This window comes from Vibrio tubiashii ATCC 19109, assembly GCF_000772105.1.
Lineage (GTDB): Bacteria > Pseudomonadota > Gammaproteobacteria > Enterobacterales > Vibrionaceae > Vibrio > Vibrio tubiashii.
Map to the genome: position 1 here is coordinate 3,249,746 of NZ_CP009354.1, position 22,474 is coordinate 3,272,219.

14 protein-coding genes, 6 tRNA genes, 3 rRNA genes and 1 riboswitch are annotated in these 22,474 nt (G+C 47.0%); of the genes, 3 read left to right on the plus strand and 20 right to left on the minus strand.

The genetic code is table 11. The annotated features are described in order from the left end of the window. Positions 1 to 18: 18 nt before the first annotated feature. The 19 genes from IX91_RS14920 to IX91_RS15015 form a co-directional block, all read right to left on the minus strand. Complete coding sequence (locus tag IX91_RS14920; RefSeq protein WP_004745352.1) at positions 19 to 786, minus strand: thiazole synthase; 768 nt, start codon at positions 784 to 786, stop codon at positions 19 to 21. Positions 787 to 791: 5 nt separating this feature from the next. Next, a complete protein-coding gene (thiS, locus tag IX91_RS14925) occupies positions 792 to 1,046 on the minus strand; it encodes a sulfur carrier protein ThiS (RefSeq protein WP_004745351.1) in 255 nt (84 codons plus the stop codon). A 63-nt stretch (positions 1,047 to 1,109) separates the two neighbouring features. Beyond that, positions 1,110 to 1,898 (minus strand): thiazole biosynthesis adenylyltransferase ThiF, encoded by a 789-nt coding sequence (gene thiF / locus IX91_RS14930; RefSeq protein ID WP_004745350.1) that lies wholly within the window; start codon positions 1,896 to 1,898, stop codon positions 1,110 to 1,112. Then, positions 1,888 to 3,264, minus strand: coding sequence for a thiamine phosphate synthase (locus IX91_RS14935; protein WP_004745348.1), 1,377 nt, complete (start codon positions 3,262 to 3,264; stop codon positions 1,888 to 1,890). Before IX91_RS14935 ends, thiF begins: the two co-directional genes overlap by 11 nt. Then, positions 3,264 to 5,204: a phosphomethylpyrimidine synthase ThiC gene (gene thiC / locus IX91_RS14940; RefSeq protein WP_004745347.1), complete on the minus strand. Its 1,941-nt coding sequence runs from the start codon at positions 5,202 to 5,204 to the stop codon at positions 3,264 to 3,266. Before thiC ends, IX91_RS14935 begins: the two co-directional genes overlap by 1 nt. Before the next feature lie 163 nt (positions 5,205 to 5,367). Then, positions 5,368 to 5,466: riboswitch (TPP riboswitch) on the minus strand. Positions 5,467 to 5,535: 69 nt separating this feature from the next. Next, a complete protein-coding gene (gene crcB / locus IX91_RS14945; RefSeq protein WP_004745345.1) occupies positions 5,536 to 5,919 on the minus strand; it encodes a fluoride efflux transporter CrcB in 384 nt (127 codons plus the stop codon). Positions 5,920 to 6,027: 108 nt separating this feature from the next. Further along, the gene (locus IX91_RS14950; RefSeq protein ID WP_004745344.1) at positions 6,028 to 7,410 is read right to left on the minus strand and encodes a multicopper oxidase family protein; all 1,383 of its coding nucleotides are present in this window, start codon (positions 7,408 to 7,410) and stop codon (positions 6,028 to 6,030) included. A 286-nt stretch (positions 7,411 to 7,696) separates the two neighbouring features. Continuing rightward, positions 7,697 to 7,773: transfer RNA gene (locus IX91_RS14960), tRNA-Trp, on the minus strand. A gap of 170 nt (positions 7,774 to 7,943) precedes the next feature. Next, positions 7,944 to 8,020 (minus strand) — tRNA-Asp (locus IX91_RS14965). 32 nt (positions 8,021 to 8,052) lie between these two features. Then, positions 8,053 to 8,168 (minus strand): 5S ribosomal RNA (gene rrf, locus IX91_RS14970). 90 nt (positions 8,169 to 8,258) lie between these two features. Beyond that, positions 8,259 to 11,148 (minus strand): 23S ribosomal RNA (locus IX91_RS14975). 273 nt (positions 11,149 to 11,421) lie between these two features. Beyond that, positions 11,422 to 11,497, minus strand: a tRNA-Val gene (locus tag IX91_RS14980). A gap of 13 nt (positions 11,498 to 11,510) precedes the next feature. After that, positions 11,511 to 11,586 (minus strand) — tRNA-Ala (locus IX91_RS14985). A gap of 14 nt (positions 11,587 to 11,600) precedes the next feature. Continuing rightward, positions 11,601 to 11,676 (minus strand) — tRNA-Lys (locus tag IX91_RS14990). A 2-nt stretch (positions 11,677 to 11,678) separates the two neighbouring features. Beyond that, positions 11,679 to 11,754: transfer RNA gene (locus IX91_RS14995), tRNA-Glu, on the minus strand. A gap of 88 nt (positions 11,755 to 11,842) precedes the next feature. Then, positions 11,843 to 13,395: ribosomal RNA gene (locus tag IX91_RS15000) — 16S ribosomal RNA — on the minus strand. The 16S, 23S and 5S rRNA genes sit together here with 6 tRNA genes alongside, the layout of an rRNA operon. A gap of 452 nt (positions 13,396 to 13,847) precedes the next feature. Further along, positions 13,848 to 14,375 (minus strand): menaquinone-dependent protoporphyrinogen IX dehydrogenase, encoded by a 528-nt coding sequence (gene hemG / locus IX91_RS15005; protein WP_004743563.1) that lies wholly within the window; start codon positions 14,373 to 14,375, stop codon positions 13,848 to 13,850. A 9-nt stretch (positions 14,376 to 14,384) separates the two neighbouring features. Further along, entirely contained in the window at positions 14,385 to 15,842 is a 1,458-nt protein-coding gene (locus IX91_RS15010; RefSeq protein WP_004743564.1) for a TrkH family potassium uptake protein, read from the minus strand. Positions 15,843 to 15,882: 40 nt separating this feature from the next. Next, a complete protein-coding gene (locus IX91_RS15015) occupies positions 15,883 to 16,512 on the minus strand; it encodes a YigZ family protein (RefSeq protein ID WP_004743565.1) in 630 nt (209 codons plus the stop codon). Between the two features lie 249 nt (positions 16,513 to 16,761). Here IX91_RS15015 and fadB point away from each other — a divergent pair, with 249 nt between their 5' ends. Beyond that, a complete protein-coding gene (gene fadB / locus IX91_RS15020) occupies positions 16,762 to 18,933 on the plus strand; it encodes a fatty acid oxidation complex subunit alpha FadB (RefSeq protein ID WP_004743566.1) in 2,172 nt (723 codons plus the stop codon). A 12-nt stretch (positions 18,934 to 18,945) separates the two neighbouring features. Then, a complete protein-coding gene (fadA, locus tag IX91_RS15025; RefSeq protein WP_004743567.1) occupies positions 18,946 to 20,121 on the plus strand; it encodes an acetyl-CoA C-acyltransferase FadA in 1,176 nt (391 codons plus the stop codon). Between the two features lie 45 nt (positions 20,122 to 20,166). Here the strand turns inward: fadA and punR are convergent, their stop codons facing one another. Further along, positions 20,167 to 21,069, minus strand: a complete 903-nt coding sequence (gene punR / locus IX91_RS15030; RefSeq protein WP_004743568.1) for a DNA-binding transcriptional activator PunR — start codon at positions 21,067 to 21,069, stop codon at positions 20,167 to 20,169. A 154-nt stretch (positions 21,070 to 21,223) separates the two neighbouring features. Here punR and punC point away from each other — a divergent pair, with 154 nt between their 5' ends. After that, entirely contained in the window at positions 21,224 to 22,423 is a 1,200-nt protein-coding gene (gene punC, locus IX91_RS15035) for a purine nucleoside transporter PunC (protein WP_004743569.1), read from the plus strand. Positions 22,424 to 22,474 lie beyond the last annotated feature (51 nt).

The following is a 22,474-nucleotide window of genomic DNA, read 5'->3' on the forward strand; positions in this document are numbered from 1 at the left end:
GTTATTCTCGCTTAGAACCTATAGCTCATCTAAAAATGAAGTCAGTGGACTCGATGCGACTGCGTGAGACACCTTACCAGCAAGACCCGCTTTATAGGCCATACGTCCCGATTCGACCGCCATTTTAAATGCCTGTGCCATTACAACTGGATCGCTAGATGCGGCTATAGCCGTATTAACAAGCACCGCATCGGCGCCCATTTCCATTGCACGCGCGGCATGAGAAGGCGCTCCAATACCTGCGTCCACAACTACAGGAACATTGGCCTGGTCGATAATAATCTCTAGGAAGTCGTGAGAAACGATGCCTTTGTTTGAACCTATCGGCGCGCCTAATGGCATGACTGCTGCACAGCCCACTTCTTCCAACCGCTTACACAACACAGGGTCTGCATGGCAGTAAGGAAGTACAATAAACCCTTCGCGAACCAACTGTTCAGCAGCAGCTAGTGTTTCGATTGGGTCCGGCATTAAGTACTTAGGATCAGGGTGGATTTCTAATTTCAACCAGTTTGTCCCCAAAGCTTCACGCGCGAGTTGCGCAGCAAACACAGCGTCCTTCGCGTTCTTTGCACCAGAAGTGTTTGGTAACAAGTTTACGCCCGATTGCACTAGTGGCTTCAAAATATCATCTTGATGGTCGTTCACGTCGACGCGCTTTAGCGCCATAGTTGCCAATTGAGAGCCTGAAGCTTGAATTGCTTGCGCCATTAATTGGCTATTAGCAAACTTGCCGGTTCCTGTGAACAGTCGTGATTCAAACTGTTTATCACCAATTTTAAGCATCGACTTTAACCCCCTGCGATAGCTTGAAACAAAGAGATTCTATCTCCCTGCGAAAGTACTGTGCTCGCCCACTCACTGCGCGGCACAACATTGTTGTTAATTGCAAAAACACACCCCATTTCTGGCAGCTCAAACTGGTGGATGATTTGCTGTAGATTTGACGCACTGGCAACTTGATGTGATTGTTCGTTAATGACAATAGTGATCACATCGAGTTCTTCAGCAAGTGCTTGTGTTGTTTGTTGTTCTGATAACGCCATTGCTTCTAACTCTCTTATTTCCAACCGTTACTTCAATTAGACCTATTGGTTGTTTTGCTCTCGTTAACTTGCACTCTGATCTTGAGCGCAAACTTGGCACTGTTGGTCTTTGCTAATCCCCATGGTTTGCCACTGCATTTTTAAGCCATCAAAAAAATGCAGCTTGGCGGTCTCGACATGAAACTGGCCAGTAGCGAGTTTTTGTATCGCCGCCAATGCTTGGTAATTGCCAAGTGTGCCCACCACAGGGCCAACCACACCACTCTCACTACATTTCTGCGTTTGTTGCAGTTCATCGAATGGATACAAACAGCGATAACAAGCCTTACCTTCTTCTCCGTCAGCACGACTATTCGCTTGATAGTCAAAGACAGCAAACTGCCCTTGCCAGCCAATCGCGGCTGCAGATATAAGTGGCGTTGCTTGTTCAAAACAAACTTGGTTTATTAGCTGACGAGTTGGCATATTGTCAGTGCAGTCCAACACGACATCCGCCAGCATAACTTCAAGCTGCAACTGTGCCTTGTCGAGCCGCTTGTGAAGCGCTCGAACTTGGATCATGGAGTTAAGTTCAGAAAGCTGTTTAACCGTCGCTTCCGTTTTAGCAAGCTGGAGATCACGTTCACGATAGATGATCTGACGCTGTAAGTTACTACTATCGACCTCATCATCATCAACGACTACTAACTTACCGACCCCCGCCGACGCCAAATAGAGACTCGCAGCACTTCCAAGTCCGCCACAGCCAATAATCAACACGTGCGACTTGATCAATCTCTCCTGACCACTTTCAGCAATTTCTGGCAGAGCGACTTGACGCTGATAGCGGAAGAACTGCTGATCAGTGAGCATGTTGTTCTCTCTCTTCATTAGTTGCTATCGAGATTGAATCAGTAAAAGTTGACTGCCTTTCCTTCATCAACTGGTTGAAAAACTCAATCACAGGCTTAGGTGACTGCGCCAAAGTAATCGCTCTAACAACCGCCAAGCTCGAAACGCCGGTTTGCCAAACTTGGTCTGCGTTCGATTGGTCAATACCGCCGATTGCTACCGTTGGATAACCAAGAGCCAAACCACTAGCGCCCTCATGCGCGCAACCATAAGGAATGCTATCAATCAATTTTTGATATAGAGCCAAACGCACTAAACCTTGTGGCTTAGACGGCATCTGCTTAGTAGTGGTTGGGAATATATGTCCCAGCGCAATGTAGCTGGGGTGGATCTGCACAATACGAAGCAGCTCGTAATAGCCATGGGTAGAAAGGCCTAAATGAATACCCGCTTTGGTTAGCTGAGCCAAATTCGACTCTTCTATATCTTCTTGTCCAAGATGAACACCATAAGCACCATGCTTGATCGCTAACTGCCAGTAGTCATTGATAAACACCTGCGCTTTATATTGACGACCGAGTTCAATCGCTCGAATGATCTGTTGTTCTAAATCGGCTTGTTGTGGGTTCTTGATTCGCAGTTGAATGGTGTTGATACCTAACGGCAGCAAGCGCTCAATCCAAGCAACATCATCGACCACTGGGTAAAGCCCTAAACTCTGTTTAGTTAAGTTAGCAAAGCGGACACTCTCCCCTTGCGCAGACCACCCAACTTGTATGCCCAGTCGGCTATCTTCTAGTACGGGGGTTGGGAACTCATTGAAATGCTCAGCCCAATGAGTCAATGATTTCTCATTCAACACTGTTTCACGTGAAACATTCGCTTGTTGAGTTGTCATTCCTCGCGCGAGTGTTAACGCATCTTCGATAGGAAAATCAAGTACGGTCAACACGACTATCCAAGCAAAGTGATACTCAGACTCAAATACAGAATTGAGTTTAGACTTAACGGAAAGCGCTCTCACTTCATCGTTAATGGGATGACGCCAAATATCGATCTGGAGCACTTCATCCTTTTTATCACAAGCCAAACCATCAGCAATGCCAATATAAATGGCATTAGATGGTTGCTCTGCACAGGCTTCTACTGACAAGCCTGAACGATAATAAAGTGTAAACGGGTAATCTGAGTCATAGTCGTACCCATCAATGAGATCGGTAGCGACATGTGTAATTTGTTGGTCGCGAACAAGCTGAACAGACTGAGTTGGGCTTACACCCAACTCAACCTCTTCGACGCAAAAACCCCGTTCTTTCGCCAACAACAAACATTGCTGAACTAAGCCTGTTAGCTCAATCAATGATGACGGAATTAGGATTTTGCTCATTAGTCACTTACCTCTGCATGAGCTGCTGGGTGGTATAGCTCAGAACCTGTATCTCGAAACTCCTGCGATTTTTGACGCATACCTTCAAGTGGATCGTCGAGCATTTTAATCGAGATAGCTTGGTCCGCCGCTACTTGTTCAGTATCTTTCGCGTACTCTCGTACCTCTTGTGAAATCTTCATTGAACAGAACTTAGGTCCACACATTGAACAGAAGTGTGCAACCTTTCCAGACTCTTGAGGTAGAGTTTCATCGTGGTAAGCTCGTGCAGTGTCAGGATCTAGCGATAAGTTGAACTGGTCTTCCCAACGGAATTCAAAACGCGCTTTAGAAAGCGCATTATCACGGACCTGAGCACCAGGATGACCTTTGGCTAAGTCGGCCGCATGTGCTGCGAGCTTATAGGTGATCATACCTACCTTAACGTCTTCTTTGTTCGGTAAGCCAAGGTGCTCTTTTGGAGTAACGTAACAAAGCATCGCACAGCCATACCAACCAATCATCGCGGCACCAATACCTGAAGTGATATGATCATAGCCCGGCGCAACATCGGTTGTCAGTGGGCCAAGGGTGTAAAACGGCGCTTCATGACAGTGCTCTAGCTGCTCTTCCATGTTCTCTTTGATCATATGCATCGGAATATGGCCAGGCCCTTCAATAATGACCTGTACGTCATATTCCCAAGCAATCTTGGTTAGTTCACCAAGAGTACGAAGCTCAGCAAATTGCGCTTCATCGTTCGCATCGGCTACTGAGCCAGGACGTAATCCATCGCCAAGAGAAAGCGCCACATCATACTTGGCACAGATTTCACAAATCTCGCGGAAGTGAGTATATAAGAAGCTTTCCTGATGATGCGCTAAACACCATTTCGCGATAATAGAACCACCACGAGAAACAATGCCAGTCACACGTTTTGCCGTCATAGGTACATAGCGAAGTAGCAAACCTGCGTGAATAGTGAAGTAATCGACGCCCTGCTCTGCTTGCTCAATCAGAGTATCGCGCATCACTTCCCAGTTGAGGTTTTCCGCAATGCCGTTTACTTTTTCAAGCGCTTGGTACATTGGCACAGTACCAATCGGCACCGGGCTGTTACGTAAAATCCACTCACGAGTTTCATGAATATTGCGGCCAGTAGACAGATCCATAACAGTATCGCCACCCCAGCGAGTCGCCCATACTAGCTTCTCAACCTCTTCCTCAATTGAAGATGTCACTGATGAATTACCGATATTAGCGTTTACTTTAACTAAGAAGTTACGCCCAATAATCATTGGTTCAGATTCTGGGTGGTTAATATTGGAAGGGATAATCGCTCGACCTTCTGCGACTTCTTTACGAACAAATTCTGCAGTAATGTCTTTGGGTAAGTTGGCCCCAAAGCTTTGACCAGGGTGCTGCTGATTTAACACCTGATCGCGATATTGAGCGCGACCCATGTTTTCACGTAGGGCGATGTATTCCATCTCTGGGGTAACAATACCCTTGCGCGCATAGTGCAGCTGAGTGACACACTGACCATCTTTAGCACGTCTAATTCGTGGCAAATTGCCATAACGTAGCTCATCAAGCGTCTCGTCTTCTAAACGCTCCTTGGTGTATACCGAGCTAACATCGTCGAGTAATTCAGTATCGGCACGTTCTTCAATCCACCCTTCTCTTAGCTTTGGTAGGCCGCTGTAAAGGTCAATAGTGTGTTCTGGGTCAGTGTATACACCAGAAGTATCGTAAACACGTACAGGCTCATTGGGCTCTAAAATAGGCGCTTCTTTTGTGCCCCCGATAAGACTATCCGCGAGTGAGATTTCTCGCATAGGCACACGAATATCTGGGCGTGAACCCTCTACATAGACTTTGCTTGAATTTGGGTACGGCTGTACCGAAAGTGTATCAATGAACTGTTTTGCTTCCAGTCTCGCTTGTTTGCGACTCGACATAGCATTTTTCCTTGCTTTGTTATTCTTAGATAAAAAGTAATGGGATAAAAATGCTTGGCGGAAAGATGCGACAAGAGGAATCGAATTATGACCTTATTAGTCTGCACTAATGGTATATAACAACATTCGACTATTTGATAGGTAACCAGAAAGAACTCTGGTGTAGATATCTTCTCTTGTTCCCTTCGCAGATTCTAATCTGATCAGGTTCAACGGATCCCGAATAAACGGTCTCAGCCTTATGGCACTCCGACAAGTAATTGCAGTATATAAAAACGGCTTGGGTAAACCAAGCCGTGATGAACAATAATTAGCTAAATTTTAACCAACATTAGCTCTTGATGAGTATTTGAAAACCAATCCATGCGGCAGAAATGCTTAAAAAGACATTCAGCAACACGTTCAAACTCATCTTAAAAAATGCACCTTGCTGCATTAGAAGCACATTATCCATAGAGAATGTAGAGAAGGTGGTGAGTGCTCCAAGAAAGCCCAATCCGATAATTTGGCGCCATGGTTCGGTAGCTAGCATCTCATTTTCAAAAGCCGCAATAAGCAAGCCCATAATAAAAGAACCGACCACGTTAACAGTTAGCGTACCGTATGGAAAGCCACGCCCAAGAAGCACAACACAAAGCTCTGAAACAAGATAACGAGAGCATGCTCCAAATGCACCACCGAGTGCGATAAAACCCAATATTGAAAACTGACCCATAATTCCTCCAATTGACTGGGTGTATTGTAGCCAAAATACACGCTCACGGAAGATCATAAATTAAGATTTAGCCATTGCTAACTGCAAACATTTTAAAAGTTACAGGAGTCACTTAACTTCTATATATCCCATTAGACCGGTTTTCATATGCTCGATCACATGACAGTGATACATCCAGCGCCCTGGATTATCCGCCACGAACGCTGCGATAGCCGTGCCGTTTTTGCCTAGTAAAACAGTGTCAGTGTGGAAAGGCTCGTCGACCTTTTTACCATTGAGCTCTAATACTGTGAATGTATGGCCATGGATATGAATTGGGTGATGATACTGAGTGACATTCTTGAGATAGAAAACATAAGTTTTGCCCAGTTGTAACGAAGCGAGTGGCTCGGGAATATTATCTTTCGACATCCCTTCCCAAGCCCGTTTGTTGGTTAACCAAAACTTAGGAACTGACTTACCATCTTTTCCAACCGGTGAAATTGCTCCTTCCCATTCAAATACGAAGTCGACTCTCTCCGCATTGGCTAAATCAAGATCAGGCACTGGATTAAGAGGAAGTTGAGGGATCGGTCTGTGATCGGAAAGATCAGACCTGATCGCTTCAAACTCACACAGAGGAAACGGAAATCTGCCTTTCATGTATCGGACGTAAACGGACTCTCCTTGCTTCGGAGCTCTTAAGGCAAGGTCAACCCTCATACCTGGGCCAATTTTATGTTGAGAGAGCTTATAGGGAGTTTTAATCGGGTTACCATCGATGGCTATCACCCATGCTTCCGCCCCTTCAATAGCAATCGGATAGGTAATGGTATTATCGACGTTTGCGATACGCAGCCGAGTAGTGGCATTTTCCTTTAATTGATACTTAGGCTCATGTACACCATTGACGCTACTCCACTCTCCGGGGGTTCCCATTCTCGCGCTAAGACGAGGGATCATTAACTCTTTCCACTGCCCCTGTTTATCAAGGTGCCAGTGCTTAAGCATCAACTCGTGTTCTTCACCAAACTCTACTGGAACCGCTTCTTCGACGATGATCAGTCCCACTAAACCCATACCAAGTTGCTTGACGCTATTCATATGTGGGTGATACCAGAAGGTCCCTGCATCAGGTGGGGTAAAGCGATACTCGAAAGTTTCACCCGGCATGATTGGTGCCTGACTTAAGAATGGTACACCATCCATTTCTATTGGAATTCTTAGCCCATGCCAGTGAATCGTGGTTGGCTCTAAAAGCTTATTGGTAAATCTGATCGTAACTTCTTGTCCTTGACGACAACGAATCGTTGGGGCTGGAATCTCACCATTAAATCCAAGTACATTCGTTGTATAACCAGGTACTAGTTCGGCCGTTGCTGGCTCTGCGGTGAGCTCATAAACGAACTCACCCTTATCACTCTTAGCACGAGTTAGAGTACATGCAGGCAAAACGCTTAATGCAGAAACAGCTAATCCTGTTTTAATAAAGTGGCGACGAGAAATATCCATAAACTAGAGACAATTGAGTAAACAAGTTACCAAATGTAACAGATTAGTAAGAATAATTCTCAACAAGGAATCGAGTTTGAGAGCTAGGGGTGATGTACTCGCCTTTAGAAAAACAAAAAGGCTCCAGCATTTCTGCTAGAGCCTTGAATATGGCAGGGTGGAAAGATTCGACTGGGCTGGCACTCCAGCTCCCGGCACGCTCGTCTTTGGTAATGGCGAAATCCGCTGCTTTGATTTGACACGAATACGAAAAAAGCCTCAGCATTTCTGCTGAGGCTTTCGAAGATGGCAGGGGTGGAGAGATTCGAACTCCCAACACGCGGATTTGGAATCCGCTGCTCTGCCAATTGGAGCTACACCCCTAAATTTTTCTACAATCAGGTTCGAATAGATTCGAACTCCCAACACGCCCTATCACAAGGTATTTGGGGAATCCGCTGCTCTTTGTTCTTTCGAATTGGAGCTACACCCCTGTAGAATCTTTCAAATTGTAGATTCGAAAAAACCTCGCCATAGCGAGGTTTCGAAATAAGTGGCGGAGCGGACGGGACTCGAACCCGCGACCCCCGGCGTGACAGGCCGGTATTCTAACCAACTGAACTACCGCTCCGCACTGGTTAGACTCTTGAGTCTAAATTTAAAGCCTGGCGATGTCCTACTCTCACATGGGGAAGCCCCACACTACCATCGGCGCTAATTCGTTTCACTTCTGAGTTCGGCATGGAATCAGGTGGGTCCAAATCGCTATGGTCGCCAAGCAAATTCTTAATTCGGAAAGCTGTTTTAAGTTCTGTAATTACACATTCAAAGTTCTTGCTTTGAGTCCATCAAAACCCTTTGGGTGTTGTATGGTTAAGCCTCACGGGCAATTAGTACAGGTTAGCTCAACGCCTCACAACGCTTACACACCCTGCCTATCAACGTTCTAGTCTCGAACAACCCTTTAGGACCCTCAAGGGGTCAGGGAAGACTCATCTCAGGGCTCGCTTCCCGCTTAGATGCTTTCAGCGGTTATCGATTCCGAACTTAGCTACCGGGCAATGCGTCTGGCGACACAACCCGAACACCAGAGGTTCGTCCACTCCGGTCCTCTCGTACTAGGAGCAGCCCCCTTCAATCTTCCAACGCCCACGGCAGATAGGGACCGAACTGTCTCACGACGTTCTAAACCCAGCTCGCGTACCACTTTAAATGGCGAACAGCCATACCCTTGGGACCGACTTCAGCCCCAGGATGTGATGAGCCGACATCGAGGTGCCAAACACCGCCGTCGATATGAACTCTTGGGCGGTATCAGCCTGTTATCCCCGGAGTACCTTTTATCCGTTGAGCGATGGCCCTTCCATACAGAACCACCGGATCACTATGACCTGCTTTCGCACCTGCTCGAATTGTCATTCTCGCAGTCAAGCGGGCTTATGCCATTGCACTAACCTCACGATGTCCAACCGTGATTAGCCCACCTTCGTGCTCCTCCGTTACTCTTTGGGAGGAGACCGCCCCAGTCAAACTACCCACCAGGCACTGTCCTCAACCCGGATAACGGGTCTAAGTTAGAACATCAACACTACAAGGGTGGTATTTCAAGGACGGCTCCACCGATACTGGCGTACCGGTTTCAAAGCCTCCCACCTATCCTACACATGTAGGGTCAATGTTCAGTGCCAAGCTGTAGTAAAGGTTCACGGGGTCTTTCCGTCTAGCCGCGGGTACACTGCATCTTCACAGCGATTTCAATTTCACTGAGTCTCGGGTGGAGACAGCGTGGCCATCATTACGCCATTCGTGCAGGTCGGAACTTACCCGACAAGGAATTTCGCTACCTTAGGACCGTTATAGTTACGGCCGCCGTTTACCGGGGCTTCGATCAAGAGCTTCGACTTACGTCTAACCCCATCAATTAACCTTCCGGCACCGGGCAGGCGTCACACCGTATACGTCATCTTACGATTTTGCACAGTGCTGTGTTTTTAATAAACAGTTGCAGCCACCTGGTATCTGCGACTCTCAATAGCTCCATCCGCAAGGGACTTCACCGTCAAGAGCGTACCTTCTCCCGAAGTTACGGTACCATTTTGCCTAGTTCCTTCACCCGAGTTCTCTCAAGCGCCTTGGTATTCTCTACCCGACCACCTGTGTCGGTTTGGGGTACGATTCCTTACAATCTGAAGCTTAGAGGCTTTTCCTGGAAGCATGGCATCAATGACTTCACTACCGTAGTAGCTCGACATCGTGTCTCAGCCTTAAAGAGAGCCGGATTTACCTAACTCTCAAGCCTACGCACTTGAACCTGGACAACCGTCGCCAGGCCCACCTAGCCTTCTCCGTCCCCCCATCGCAATTGTAAGAAGTACGGGAATATTAACCCGTTTCCCATCGACTACGCCTTTCGGCCTCGCCTTAGGGGTCGACTTACCCTGCCCCGATTAACGTTGGACAGGAACCCTTGGTCTTCCGGCGAGGAGGTTTTTCACCCCCTTTATCGTTACTCATGTCAGCATTCGCACTTCTGATACCTCCAGCAAGCTTTACAACTCACCTTCAACGGCTTACAGAACGCTCCCCTACCCAATACGATAAATCGCATTGCCGCAGCTTCGGTTTATAGCTTAGCCCCGTTACATCTTCCGCGCAGGCCGACTCGACTAGTGAGCTATTACGCTTTCTTTAAATGATGGCTGCTTCTAAGCCAACATCCTAGCTGTCTAAGCCTTCCCACATCGTTTCCCACTTAGCTATAATTTGGGACCTTAGCTGGCGGTCTGGGTTGTTTCCCTCTCCACGACGGACGTTAGCACCCGCCGTGTGTCTCCCGGATAGTACTTACTGGTATTCGGAGTTTGCAAAGGGTTGGTAAGTCGGGATGACCCCCTAGCCTTAACAGTGCTCTACCCCCAGTAGTATTCGTCCGAGGCTCTACCTAAATAGATTTCGGGGAGAACCAGCTATCTCCAGGTTTGATTGGCCTTTCACCCCTAGCCACAAGTCATCCGCTAATTTTTCAACATTAGTCGGTTCGGTCCTCCAGTTGATGTTACTCAACCTTCAACCTGCCCATGGCTAGATCACCTGGTTTCGGGTCTATATCCAGCAACTCGACGCCCAGTTAAGACTCGATTTCTCTACGGCTCCCCTAGATGGTTAACCTTGCTACTGAATATAAGTCGCTGACCCATTATACAAAAGGTACGCAGTCACACCACGAAGGTGCTCCTACTGCTTGTACGTACACGGTTTCAGGTTCTATTTCACTCCCCTCACAGGGGTTCTTTTCGCCTTTCCCTCACGGTACTGGTTCACTATCGGTCAGTCAGTAGTATTTAGCCTTGGAGGATGGTCCCCCCATATTCAGACAGGATATCACGTGTCCCGCCCTACTCGATTTCACTGATGATGAGATGTCGGTTACGGGGCTATCACCCTGTATCGCGCCACTTTCCAGAGGCTTCACCTGTCTCATTAAAAGCTTAAGGGCTAGTCCAATTTCGCTCGCCGCTACTTTCGGAATCTCGGTTGATTTCTTTTCCTCGGGGTACTTAGATGTTTCAGTTCCCCCGGTTCGCCCTGTTAACCTATGTATTCAGTTAACAGTATCTGCTTATGCAGATGGGTTTCCCCATTCAGAAATCCCAGACTCAAATGGTTGTTACTACCTAATCTGGGCTTATCGCAAGTTACTACGTCTTTCATCGCCTCTGACTGCCAAGGCATCCACCGTGTACGCTTAGTCACTTAACCATACAACCCCAAAGGGTCTCTGTTTAAACAACCAAAGTTGTCTGCATTTTTATACATGTGCAGACACGATTTTGCCGGACTCAAATTTCCAAGAACACTTGAATGTGTGTTGGTACCTAAAACATAGTTTTAGGATTTGAGAACTTTTAATTGAATAACAACGCATCTCATAGAGATGGGGATTGTTGTTATTCGTCAGCTTTCCAAATTGTTAAAGAGCTAGATTTCTTTCGAAACCATTTTTAAGAACACTTACGCAAATGCGCTTAAAGATGGTGGGCGATACCGGGCTCGAACCAGTGACCCCCTGCTTGTAAGGCAGGTGCTCTCCCAACTGAGCTAATCGCCCATCGAATCAAGAATGGTGGAGCTAAGCAGGATCGAACTGCTGACCTCCTGCGTGCAAGGCAGGCGCTCTCCCAGCTGAGCTATAGCCCCATATCTTGAGAAAATGGTGGGTCGTGCAGGATTCGAACCTGCGACCAATTGATTAAAAGTCAACTGCTCTACCAACTGAGCTAACGACCCAATGGTATCCCGTAGGGGAGTCGAACCCCTGTTACCGCCGTGAAAGGGCGGTGTCCTAGGCCTCTAGACGAACGGGACACTAAGTTGAACATCTTGGGGGATGTTCTATCTCTTAAACTACATAAACCATCAATCTGTGTGAACACTCATCGCAATAATCATCGTATAAGGAGGTGATCCAGCCCCAGGTTCCCCTAGGGCTACCTTGTTACGACTTCACCCCAGTCATGAACCACAAAGTGGTGAGCGTCCTCCCGAAGGTTAAACTACCCACTTCTTTTGCAGCCCACTCCCATGGTGTGACGGGCGGTGTGTACAAGGCCCGGGAACGTATTCACCGTGGCATTCTGATCCACGATTACTAGCGATTCCGACTTCACGGAGTCGAGTTGCAGACTCCGATCCGGACTACGACGCACTTTTTGGGATTCGCTCACTTTCGCAAGTTGGCCGCCCTCTGTATGCGCCATTGTAGCACGTGTGTAGCCCTACTCGTAAGGGCCATGATGACTTGACGTCGTCCCCACCTTCCTCCGGTTTATCACCGGCAGTCTCCCTGGAGTTCCCGACATTACTCGCTGGCAAACAAGGATAAGGGTTGCGCTCGTTGCGGGACTTAACCCAACATTTCACAACACGAGCTGACGACAGCCATGCAGCACCTGTCTCAGAGTTCCCGAAGGCACCAATCCATCTCTGGAAAGTTCTCTGGATGTCAAGAGTAGGTAAGGTTCTTCGCGTTGCATCGAATTAAACCACATGCTCCACCGCTTGTGCGGGCCCCCGTCAATTCATTTGAGTTTTAATCTTGCGACCGTACTCCCCAGGCGGTCTACTTAACGCGTTAGCTCCGAAAGCCACGGCTCAAGGCCACAACCTCCAAGTAGACATCGTTTACGGCGTGGACTACCAGGGTATCTAATCCTGTTTGCTCCCCACGCTTTCGCATCTGAGTGTCAGTATCTGTCCAGGGGGCCGCCTTCGCCACCGGTATTCCTTCAGATCTCTACGCATTTCACCGCTACACCTGAAATTCTACCCCCCTCTACAGTACTCTAGTCTGCCAGTTTCAAATGCAATTCCGAGGTTGAGCCCCGGGCTTTCACATCTGACTTAACAAACCACCTGCATGCGCTTTACGCCCAGTAATTCCGATTAACGCTCGCACCCTCCGTATTACCGCGGCTGCTGGCACGGAGTTAGCCGGTGCTTCTTCTGCAGCTAACGTCAAATGATAGTGCTATTAACACTACCACCTTCCTCACTGCTGAAAGTACTTTACAACCCGAAGGCCTTCTTCATACACGCGGCATGGCTGCATCAGGCTTGCGCCCATTGTGCAATATTCCCCACTGCTGCCTCCCGTAGGAGTCTGGACCGTGTCTCAGTTCCAGTGTGGCTGATCATCCTCTCAGACCAGCTAGGGATCGTCGCCTTGGTGAGCCTTTACCTCACCAACTAGCTAATCCCACCTGGGCATATCCTGACGCGAGAGGCCCGAAGGTCCCCCTCTTTGAGCCGAAGCTATTATGCGGTATTAGCCATCGTTTCCAATGGTTATCCCCCACATCAGGGCAATTTCCCAGGCATTACTCACCCGTCCGCCGCTCGACGCCGTTAACGTTCCCCGAAGGTTCAGTTAACTCGTTTCCGCTCGACTTGCATGTGTTAGGCCTGCCGCCAGCGTTCAATCTGAGCCATGATCAAACTCTTCAATTTAAGATTTTGTCGGCTCAATGAATACTGAACATTACATAAAGTAATGTTTGAATTGACTGTGCTGAATCCGAAGATTCAATGGTCACTTCGTTTCATTGAAACCTAATTTGAAACCGAAGTTTCTAATTGGATTATCATCAACGAGTGCCCACACAGATTGATAGGTTTATATTGTTAAAGAGCTTTCCGACTGAGCTTCGCTCAAATCGGACGGCCATTTTAGCGAGATAAAGTTTAGTGTCAACCACTTTTTTCAAACTTTTTTCAAGCGTTTCCGCTTGGCTAATTGACCTTGCCAACTGGGTTCTCGTTTCTTTCGAAGCGTTGCCGTGTCAGCGAGGGGGCATTATAGAGATCGAAAGATTCTTGGCAAGCCCTTTTTTCAGTTTTTTCTAACTTTTTTATTGTTCGATTAAATTTCGATCTAAAAGCCTTATAAGTGAGCCTTTTCTTTACATATCTTTAAACTTATTGGCGAATAGAGTCACTTTTTCCCAGTTGGTGTACTCTACCTCTTTACTTGTATCTGTCTCTCCTCCCGTCATACTCATAATGAATTTAATCATTGTTCTATCGAACCAGTTATAGCGTGGGTAATAGAGAGCACCAGCAAAGACACCGATAAGTTGAGGCTGCCAAGGTGACTTTTTAAGAAATGTCTTTATATAAGCACTACCTTCAGGCGTATCCTTTCCTTGGTCTTCTTTACGTGCCGTTAGATTCACACAGAAGAAAGCAACTTTACTCTGTTGTAAAGAAGACAAGTTACGCTCAATAAACTGATAGAGCTTTTTGTTAAGATGACCATAACGAATGGAGGCACCAATAAGCACTCGCTCATATTGGCTGAAATCCACCGTGTCTATGGTGTGTAGGTCGAGCAGTTCACAATCATATTCAGACAGGTCTGTCTGTATATGGCTAAATATCTTTTTAGTTTGACCTTCACGGCTTGAATAGAGAAATAGCGCCTTTGCCACATCGTCTCCTTAGCTACGCCAGAACGTTGGCGTAAGTAGTATAAGTAGAGTAAAGATTTCCAGTCGTCCAAATAGCATCGAAACAATCAGAACCCATTTCGCCTTGTCATTCACATCACCAAAGTGAAGTGCCACTTCACCAAGACCCGGACCTAAATTGTTGAGTGTCGCCGCAACCGCAGAGAAAGCACTTAGCTCATCCATTCCAGTCGCAATCAGACCTAACATGCAGACAACAAAAACCAGAGCATAGGCAGAGAAGAATCCCCACACAGCATCGACAACCCGCTGAGGAAGAGAACTACCGCCGACTTTGATCGTATACACTGCACGCGGGTGTACCAAACGCTTCAGTTCACGCACACCTTGCAACGTCAGTAATAAAATACGGATGACTTTCATACCACCACCGGTAGAACCCGCACATCCACCAATAAAGGAGGAGAAAAGCAACAGCACGGGTAAGAATAGTGGCCACTCAGCAAAGCCTGTCGTTGTGAAGCCTGCTGTGGTCGAAATGGAAACCGTTTGGAAAAGAGCCTGATCAAAGGCGTCATATACCGAGTTATATGAGTGGTGGTTTAATAAAACTAGGAAACAAACCACAAACAGTAAGACCTGAATAAAGATAAAGGCTCTAAACTCAGGGTCCTTCCAATAGTACTTAGGATGCACACCACCAGAGGCAAAGGCTGCAAAGTGAAGTGAGTAGTTACATGCCGAGATCAAAAGGAACACAACAGTAATCATATTGATCGCGTAACTGTCGAAATGTCCCATACTCGCATCATGGGTAGAGAAACCACCGATGGCGATTGTCGAGAAGCTATGGCTTATTGCATCAAACGGTGTCATCCCCGCAAGCCAAAAAGAAGCAGCACAAGCAATGGTTAGACTTAAATAGATATACCACAGTGCTTTCGCCGTTTCGGCGATACGCGGCGTCATCTTGGTGTCTTTTACTGGCCCCGGAATTTCAGCTCGGTAAAGCTGCATACCACCGATACCTAACACCGGTAAGATCGCAACGGCAAGTACGATGATACCCATACCGCCAAACCATTGTAGGAATTGACGATAAAACAAGATTGCTTTGGGCAAGTCATCAAGACCAACAATGACCGTGGCTCCGGTGGTGGTTAAAGCAGAAAAAGACTCAAAGAAAGCGTCTGTGACAGAAACATTGGGATTGTCAGCGATGAGAAATGGCAGTGAACCTGCACTTCCGAGTACCGTCCAAAACAAAACGACGATCAGAAAACCATCACGAGCTTTTAATTCATGTTTATGGCGTCGGTTTGGAAACCAACACACGGTTCCGCAAAACAGCAGAACAAAAAAGGTGGTGACAAAAGGAACACCTGCACCGTCTCGATAGATAAGCGCCACTAAAGCAGGAGCTAGCATAGAGAGACTAAAAAGCGCGAGCAAAAGCCCGACGATGCGAATAATGGATCGAAATTGCATGGTTAGATTGATTTATGAAGCGTAGCTTCCGACTTCCTAATTATCTTTGTTGTTTGTCCAACGAGGTAACCTGTACCTTGGCGCCACTCTTATTAATAATGGTTTGAGTAAAGTCACTCACTTGACGAAGTTCAATCTCGATAACCATTTTAACCAACTCACTGTACTCAGCACTGACTTCTTGAGCTCCGAACTGAGGAAATAGAGACTGTGCAATTGGCATAAACCCATAGTCTAACTCTAGTAGTAGTTTTGTGGTTATTTTTTTCTCAATTGTTTGAAGCGACTTGAGAGCTTGCTGTACCCCACCACCATATGCTTTAACCAATCCACCGGTTCCCAGCTTGATACCACCAGAGTAGCGAGTCACCACAGCCGTAATTTCACCCACTCCCGACCCTGATAATTGCGCCAATATAGGTTTCCCCGCGGTTCCTGATGGCTCACCGTCGTCGCTAAAGCCCCATTGCATTGAATCTTCAGGTCTACCGGCAACAAATCCCCAGCAATTATGTCGCGCATCCGAGTGTTTGCTTTTTATCTGCTCAACAAACGCTTTAGCTAAGTCAATTGATGGAGTATGCGCAAGGTAAGTAATAAAGACACTTTTCTTTATTTCCTCTTCAAACTGAGTGGGTTGTGCAGGTATTAAGTACGGCAGGTCATTCATGGTTGTGGTTCGTGTTATGTCTTGCTCGCAGTGTATCACGAGAGCGAATTTAACGTCGCCTAAGATCTGTCCGAGCGCACAATGTTAAACACTTGTTTAAAAAATGTATTGAATTTAACCAGCAGCAAGTCCAAACTAAAACCACTGGTCTAACCAGAATAACTATAACACCACTTTCCTTTACAGCGGTTGCAACTCAACCAACCGCTGTACACGCAATCCGAAGATTGTATGTCATGGAGATAGACAATGATTTACCAAGCCGAAACCCTACAGGTAAAGGAATTACAAGACGGAATCGCTGAGCTCAGCTTCTGTGCACCAGCGTCTGTTAACAAGCTCGACCTCGCCACTCTTGAGTCACTGGATAAGGCTCTTGATGCGCTTAAAGCTCACAGCTCTCTCAAAGGCTTACTGCTTACTTCAGATAAAGAGGCGTTTATTGTTGGCGCTGACATTACTGAGTTTCTGGGCCTATTTGCCAAATCAGAGCAAGAGCTAGATCAATGGCTTCAATTTGCTAACAGCATCTTTAATAAACTTGAAGACCTACCCGTACCGACACTTTCTGTTTTAAAAGGCCACACACTAGGTGGTGGATGTGAGTGTGTACTCGCTACTGACATGCGTATTGGTGATAAAACCACCAGCATTGGCTTACCAGAGACTAAACTCGGAATCATGCCAGGCTTTGGTGGTTGTGTTCGCTTACCGCGTGTTATCGGTGCCGACAGCGCGATGGAAGTCATTACACAAGGCAAAGCTTGCCGAGCGGATGAAGCACTTAAGATCGGTCTACTCGATGCAATTGTCGAGACAGATGCTCTGTACGAGTCAGCGATTAAAACTCTAACCCAAGCGATCAATGAGAAGCTGGATTGGAAAGAACGACGTAAACAAAAAACATCGCCACTTTCACTCAGCAAGCTTGAATCTATGATGAGCTTTACGATGGCAAAAGGCTTGGTCGCTCAGAAGGCTGGCCCTCACTATCCTGCGCCAATGACAGCAGTAGTGACTATCGAGGAAGGTGCTCGTTTTGCGCGCAATGAAGCGCTTGATGTTGAACGCAAACATTTTGTTAAGCTAGCGAAATCAGAAGAAGCCAAGTCTCTAGTTGGTCTGTTCCTTAATGATCAATATATTAAAGGGCTAGCTAAAAAAGCGGCTAAGTCTGCTAGCAAAGACACTCAACGTGCAGCGGTATTAGGTGCAGGTATCATGGGTGGCGGTATTGCTTATCAGTCGGCACTTAAAGGTGTTCCTGTCTTAATGAAAGATATCGCCCAAGCGTCGCTAGATTTAGGTATGACTGAAGCCTCAAAACTGCTTAACAAGCGCCTATCTCGCGGCCGTATTGATGGCTTTAAGATGGCGGGTATCCTAGCTTCGATCACTCCAAGCCTTCATTACGCAGGCATCGAAGACACGGATGTTATCGTTGAAGCAGTAGTTGAAAATCCGAAAGTGAAAGCGGCAGTACTCAGTGAAGTCGAGCAACAAGTGGGTGACGAAACCGTCATTACCTCAAATACATCAACTATCCCGATCAATCTGCTGGCTAAATCACTTAAGCGACCAGAAAATTTCTGTGGTATGCATTTCTTCAACCCTGTACACCGCATGCCTTTAGTCGAGATCATCCGTGGTGAACACACCTCAGATGAAACCATCAACCGTGTTGTCGCTTACGCTGCGAAAATGGGTAAATCACCAATCGTAGTGAATGACTGTCCGGGATTCTTCGTCAACCGCGTACTCTTCCCTTACTTTGGTGGTTTCAGCATGTTGCTACGTGACGGTGCTGATTTCACTAAGATCGACAACGTCATGGAACGTAAGTTTGGCTGGCCAATGGGACCTGCCTATCTGCTAGATGTAGTCGGTATTGATACCGCTCACCACGCCCAAGCGGTAATGGCTCAAGGTTTCCCAGAGCGTATGGGTAAACAAGGTCGTGATGCGATTGATGCTCTTTTTGAAGCAGACAAGTATGGTCAGAAGAATGGTAGCGGCTTCTATAGCTACGCTTTGGATAGAAAAGGCAAACCGAAGAAGACATTCAGTGAAGATATTCTGCCAGTACTCGCCGACGTTTGTGCTGAGAAACAAGAGTTCGATGATCAAACCATCATCCAACGAATGATGATTCCGATGATCAATGAAGTTGTCTTGTGTCTGCAAGAAAACATCATAGCTTCTCCTCAAGAAGCAGATATGGCTTTAGTTTATGGTCTGGGCTTCCCTCCATTCCGAGGTGGCGTTTTCCGTTACTTAGATAGCGTAGGTATTGCCGAGTTTGTCGCAATGGCAAACCAATACTCAGATCTAGGCGCTATGTACCAAGTACCACAGTTGCTGATTGATATGGCTGAAAAAGGCCAAACCTTTTATGGTGCTCAGCAACAAGGTTCTATCTAAGGAGATTCCCAAATGACTAATCAAACTAAAAACGTTGTCGTAGTAGATTGTCTACGTACACCGATGGGACGCTCTAAAGGTGGAGCTTTCCGTCATACTCGCGCCGAAGATCTTTCTGCTCACCTAATGAAAGGTATTCTTGCGCGCAACCCTCAGGTTAACCCAAGCGAGATTGAAGATATCTACTGGGGCTGTGTACAACAAACGTTAGAACAAGGCTTTAACGTTGCGCGTAATGCAGCACTGCTTGCAGGCTTGCCAATTGAAGTTGGTGCGGTAACTGTCAACCGCCTATGTGGTTCATCAATGCAGGCTCTGCATGATGGTACACGCGCAATCATGACTGGTGATGCGGAAATTTGCCTCATTGGTGGAGTTGAGCACATGGGGCATGTTCCTATGAACCATGGTGTGGATTTCCACCCAGGCATGTCGAAAAACGTTGCTAAAGCCGCGGGTATGATGGGTTTAACCGCAGAAATGCTTGGCAAACTGCATGGTATCAGCCGTGAACAACAAGATGAGTTTGCCGCGCGTTCTCATGCTCGTGCCCACGCCGCGACCGTTGAAGGCCGCTTTAAAAACGAGATCCTTCCAATTGAGGGCCACGCTGCGGACGGTACCCTATTCACGCTAGATCACGATGAAGTGATTCGTCCGGAAACCTCAGTAGAAGGTCTATCTCAGCTTCGTCCAGTATTTGACCCTGCAAACGGAACCGTCACCGCAGGTACATCCTCTGCGCTATCTGATGGTGCATCAGCCATGCTGATCATGAGCGAAGACAAAGCCAATGAACTTGGCTTGCCAATTCGCGCACGCATCAAAGGTATGGCTATTGCGGGTTGCGATCCATCCATCATGGGTTATGGCCCTGTACCGGCAACTCAGAAAGCGCTCAAACGTGCAGGTCTCTCTATCGAAGATATGGATGTGGTAGAGCTAAATGAAGCATTTGCTGCTCAATCTTTACCTTGTGCTAAAGATCTGGGTTTACTGGAAGTGATGGACGAGAAGGTCAACCTTAATGGTGGTGCTATCGCTCTTGGTCACCCGCTGGGTTGTTCTGGTTCTCGTATTTCGACCACACTGATTAACCTAATGGAAGCCAAAGATGCCAAATATGGTCTAGCTACAATGTGTATCGGTTTAGGTCAGGGTATCGCAACCGTCTTTGAACGCCCTTAAGCAGTAATCAATTAAAATAACGCCAGCATTACGCTGGCGTTTTCTTTAGTGCTTTAACCAGTCGTGATGGAGTTGATTGGAAGAGCCTAAGTAATCCACCATCCACTGAATAAGCTTATGGTTATCATCCTTGCGCCAAACTAAACAACACTGGCTGATCGGCTTTTCATCTGGCAGCGTTTTCTCCACCAGCACCCCATCAAGAATTAACGGCATTGCAATGTGCCTAGGCATATAACCTACCCCGACGCCATTCTTGAGACACTCTATCGCACTGTACCAATTGGGCAGTAACAAACGCCGCTGCTGCGGATAATGCCCTGTGTGACGCTTGGGCAACACGCTAGAGGTATCATCCAAGCAGATCGCCGGATACTGACTGACAAACTCTTCAGTTAGATTTTGTTGGCGGACACAAGGATGCGCTGGAGACATTACAAATGCCCAGTCCAAAACCCCCATATCTCTCACTTCAAAATCACCACCAACAGGAACCGCAGACGTCGCTCCAATCACGATATCTGCTCGCTCTTGTGCTATCGCCTCCCATGAACCGTTAAACACTTCCATATTGATCTGCAGCTCAGCGAACTCGAACTCACGGTAAAAGTCTTCCACTAGCGGTTTAAGCTTATCTAGCTTGACCACATTGTCTAAGGTCAGCTTGAGTGTCGATTGCCAGCCTTGAGCAGCACGTTTGGTTTGCGCCTTAAGATCTTCCATCTGTCTCAGCAGTAATCGAGCTTCAGCAATAAACAGTTCGCCTGCGGGTGTCAGCTCTACTTTCCTTGGCAGACGGCGAAACAAGATCACGTCCAACTCTTGCTCGACCTGACGCACGCCATAACTGATCGCTGAAGGGACTTTATGCAGCACCTCAGCCGCAGCGGTAAAACTTCCCAAGCGGGCAACGGTATCTAACATCTCAAGCGACGATTTTGAATACATAACACACAACCGTTCAAAATTTTTGATTGATAACCAATAATTTTAACGTTTTATTTTCTGAAAATCGAAAAATAGAATGGCGAGGTAAATAAATCAGGGTTGGCGCCAACTGATACTGAGTAAATAATGATTAAATAATTTGATTGGTTGAATCATGAAAATTTCAAAACTACAGCTTGTTTATCTCGCAGCCCTTTCGATGCTCGGCTTTATTGCCACCGACATGTACTTACCTGCATTCAAAGCGATGGAAATCGACTTTGCGACAGGCCCTGAACAAATCGCTCTTTCACTAACTGTCTTTCTTATTGGTATGGCTTTTGGTCAGTTGATGTGGGGCTTGGCCTCGGACAAATTTGGCCACCGCAATACCCTAGCAGCCGGATTGGTGATTTTCACCATCGCATCATTTGGCTTGGCGTTTAGCGATCAAGTATGGCAGCTACTGGCTCTGCGCTTTGTGCAAGCGATCGGTGTTTGTGCACCAGCAGTCATCTGGCAAGCAATGGTGATCAAACGTCACTCAAGTAATAGCCAACAGATCTTTGCTACGATCATGCCTTTAGTAGCATTGTCTCCGGCACTTGCGCCTCAGCTAGGTGTGCTATTGGCAGATAACTTTGGCTGGCACAGTATTTTTGTCGCTCTGACACTAATGGGTGCGCTACTCGTTATCACAACCATGACACAGAACAATGAAAAGGCCGAGGTCAAGCAAACCAGCATGTCGGCAGATATTAAGGCACTGCTAGGTTCCAAGACCTACCTAGGTAATGTGTTTATGTTCGCCACGGCATCAGCGGCATTCTTTGCTTACCTAACCGGAATGCCAGAGATCATGTCTCAGCTTGGCTACGAAGCGAAAGATATTGGTTTGAGCTTTATTCCACAGACTATCGCCTTTATGGCTGGCGGCTACTTAGGTAAAGTCGGCGTGCGTAAATATGGTGATGAGAAAGTCCTGCGCCAGTTGATCGGGCTGTTCAGTGTCGCTTCTCTACTGATATTTATCGCCTCTCAGTGGCAGCTAACGTCAATCTGGCCAATTCTTGCTCCGTTCTGTTTGATTGCGGTAGCCAACGGTGCTCTATACCCAATCGTTGTTAATCGCGCATTAGCCAGTGCACAGCAAAGTCCAGCAACTGCAGCAGGATTACAGAATAGCCTACAGATCTGTGTCAGCAGCCTAGCCAGTGCGTTAGTCGCCGCGATGGCAAGTCAGGCTCAACTAGTGACAGGTATTGCGATTGTGATTTGTATGGGCGGAATGTGGATTGGCTACGTGGTGTCTAATCGTGAGTTATCCCAACACTTCACAGCACCAGACAATTCGAGAGTCGTCGGTGATGAATAAATAGACAAAGAGCCGCAATTGCGGCTCTTTTTAGTTTCAGCCGGATAAGTA

Bases quoted from the DNA above. Each gene is read 5' to 3' on its own strand.
- IX91_RS14920 (WP_004745352.1), bottom strand. From the start codon at position 786: ATGCTTAAAATTGGTGATAAACAGTTTGAATCACGACTGTTCACAGGA.
- thiS (WP_004745351.1), bottom strand. From the start codon at position 1,046: ATGGCGTTATCAGAACAACAAACAACACAAGCACTTGCTGAAGAACTC.
- thiF (WP_004745350.1), bottom strand. From the start codon at position 1,898: ATGCTCACTGATCAGCAGTTCTTCCGCTATCAGCGTCAAGTCGCTCTG.
- IX91_RS14935 (WP_004745348.1), bottom strand. From the start codon at position 3,264: ATGAGCAAAATCCTAATTCCGTCATCATTGATTGAGCTAACAGGCTTA.
- thiC (WP_004745347.1), bottom strand. From the start codon at position 5,204: ATGTCGAGTCGCAAACAAGCGAGACTGGAAGCAAAACAGTTCATTGAT.
- crcB (WP_004745345.1), bottom strand. From the start codon at position 5,919: ATGGGTCAGTTTTCAATATTGGGTTTTATCGCACTCGGTGGTGCATTT.
- IX91_RS14950 (WP_004745344.1), bottom strand. From the start codon at position 7,410: ATGGATATTTCTCGTCGCCACTTTATTAAAACAGGATTAGCTGTTTCT.
- IX91_RS15010 (WP_004743564.1), bottom strand. From the start codon at position 15,842: ATGCAATTTCGATCCATTATTCGCATCGTCGGGCTTTTGCTCGCGCTT.
- IX91_RS15015 (WP_004743565.1), bottom strand. From the start codon at position 16,512: ATGAATGACCTGCCGTACTTAATACCTGCACAACCCACTCAGTTTGAA.
- fadB (WP_004743566.1), top strand. From the start codon at position 16,762: ATGATTTACCAAGCCGAAACCCTACAGGTAAAGGAATTACAAGACGGA.
- fadA (WP_004743567.1), top strand. From the start codon at position 18,946: ATGACTAATCAAACTAAAAACGTTGTCGTAGTAGATTGTCTACGTACA.
- punR (WP_004743568.1), bottom strand. From the start codon at position 21,069: ATGTATTCAAAATCGTCGCTTGAGATGTTAGATACCGTTGCCCGCTTG.
- punC (WP_004743569.1), top strand. From the start codon at position 21,224: ATGAAAATTTCAAAACTACAGCTTGTTTATCTCGCAGCCCTTTCGATG.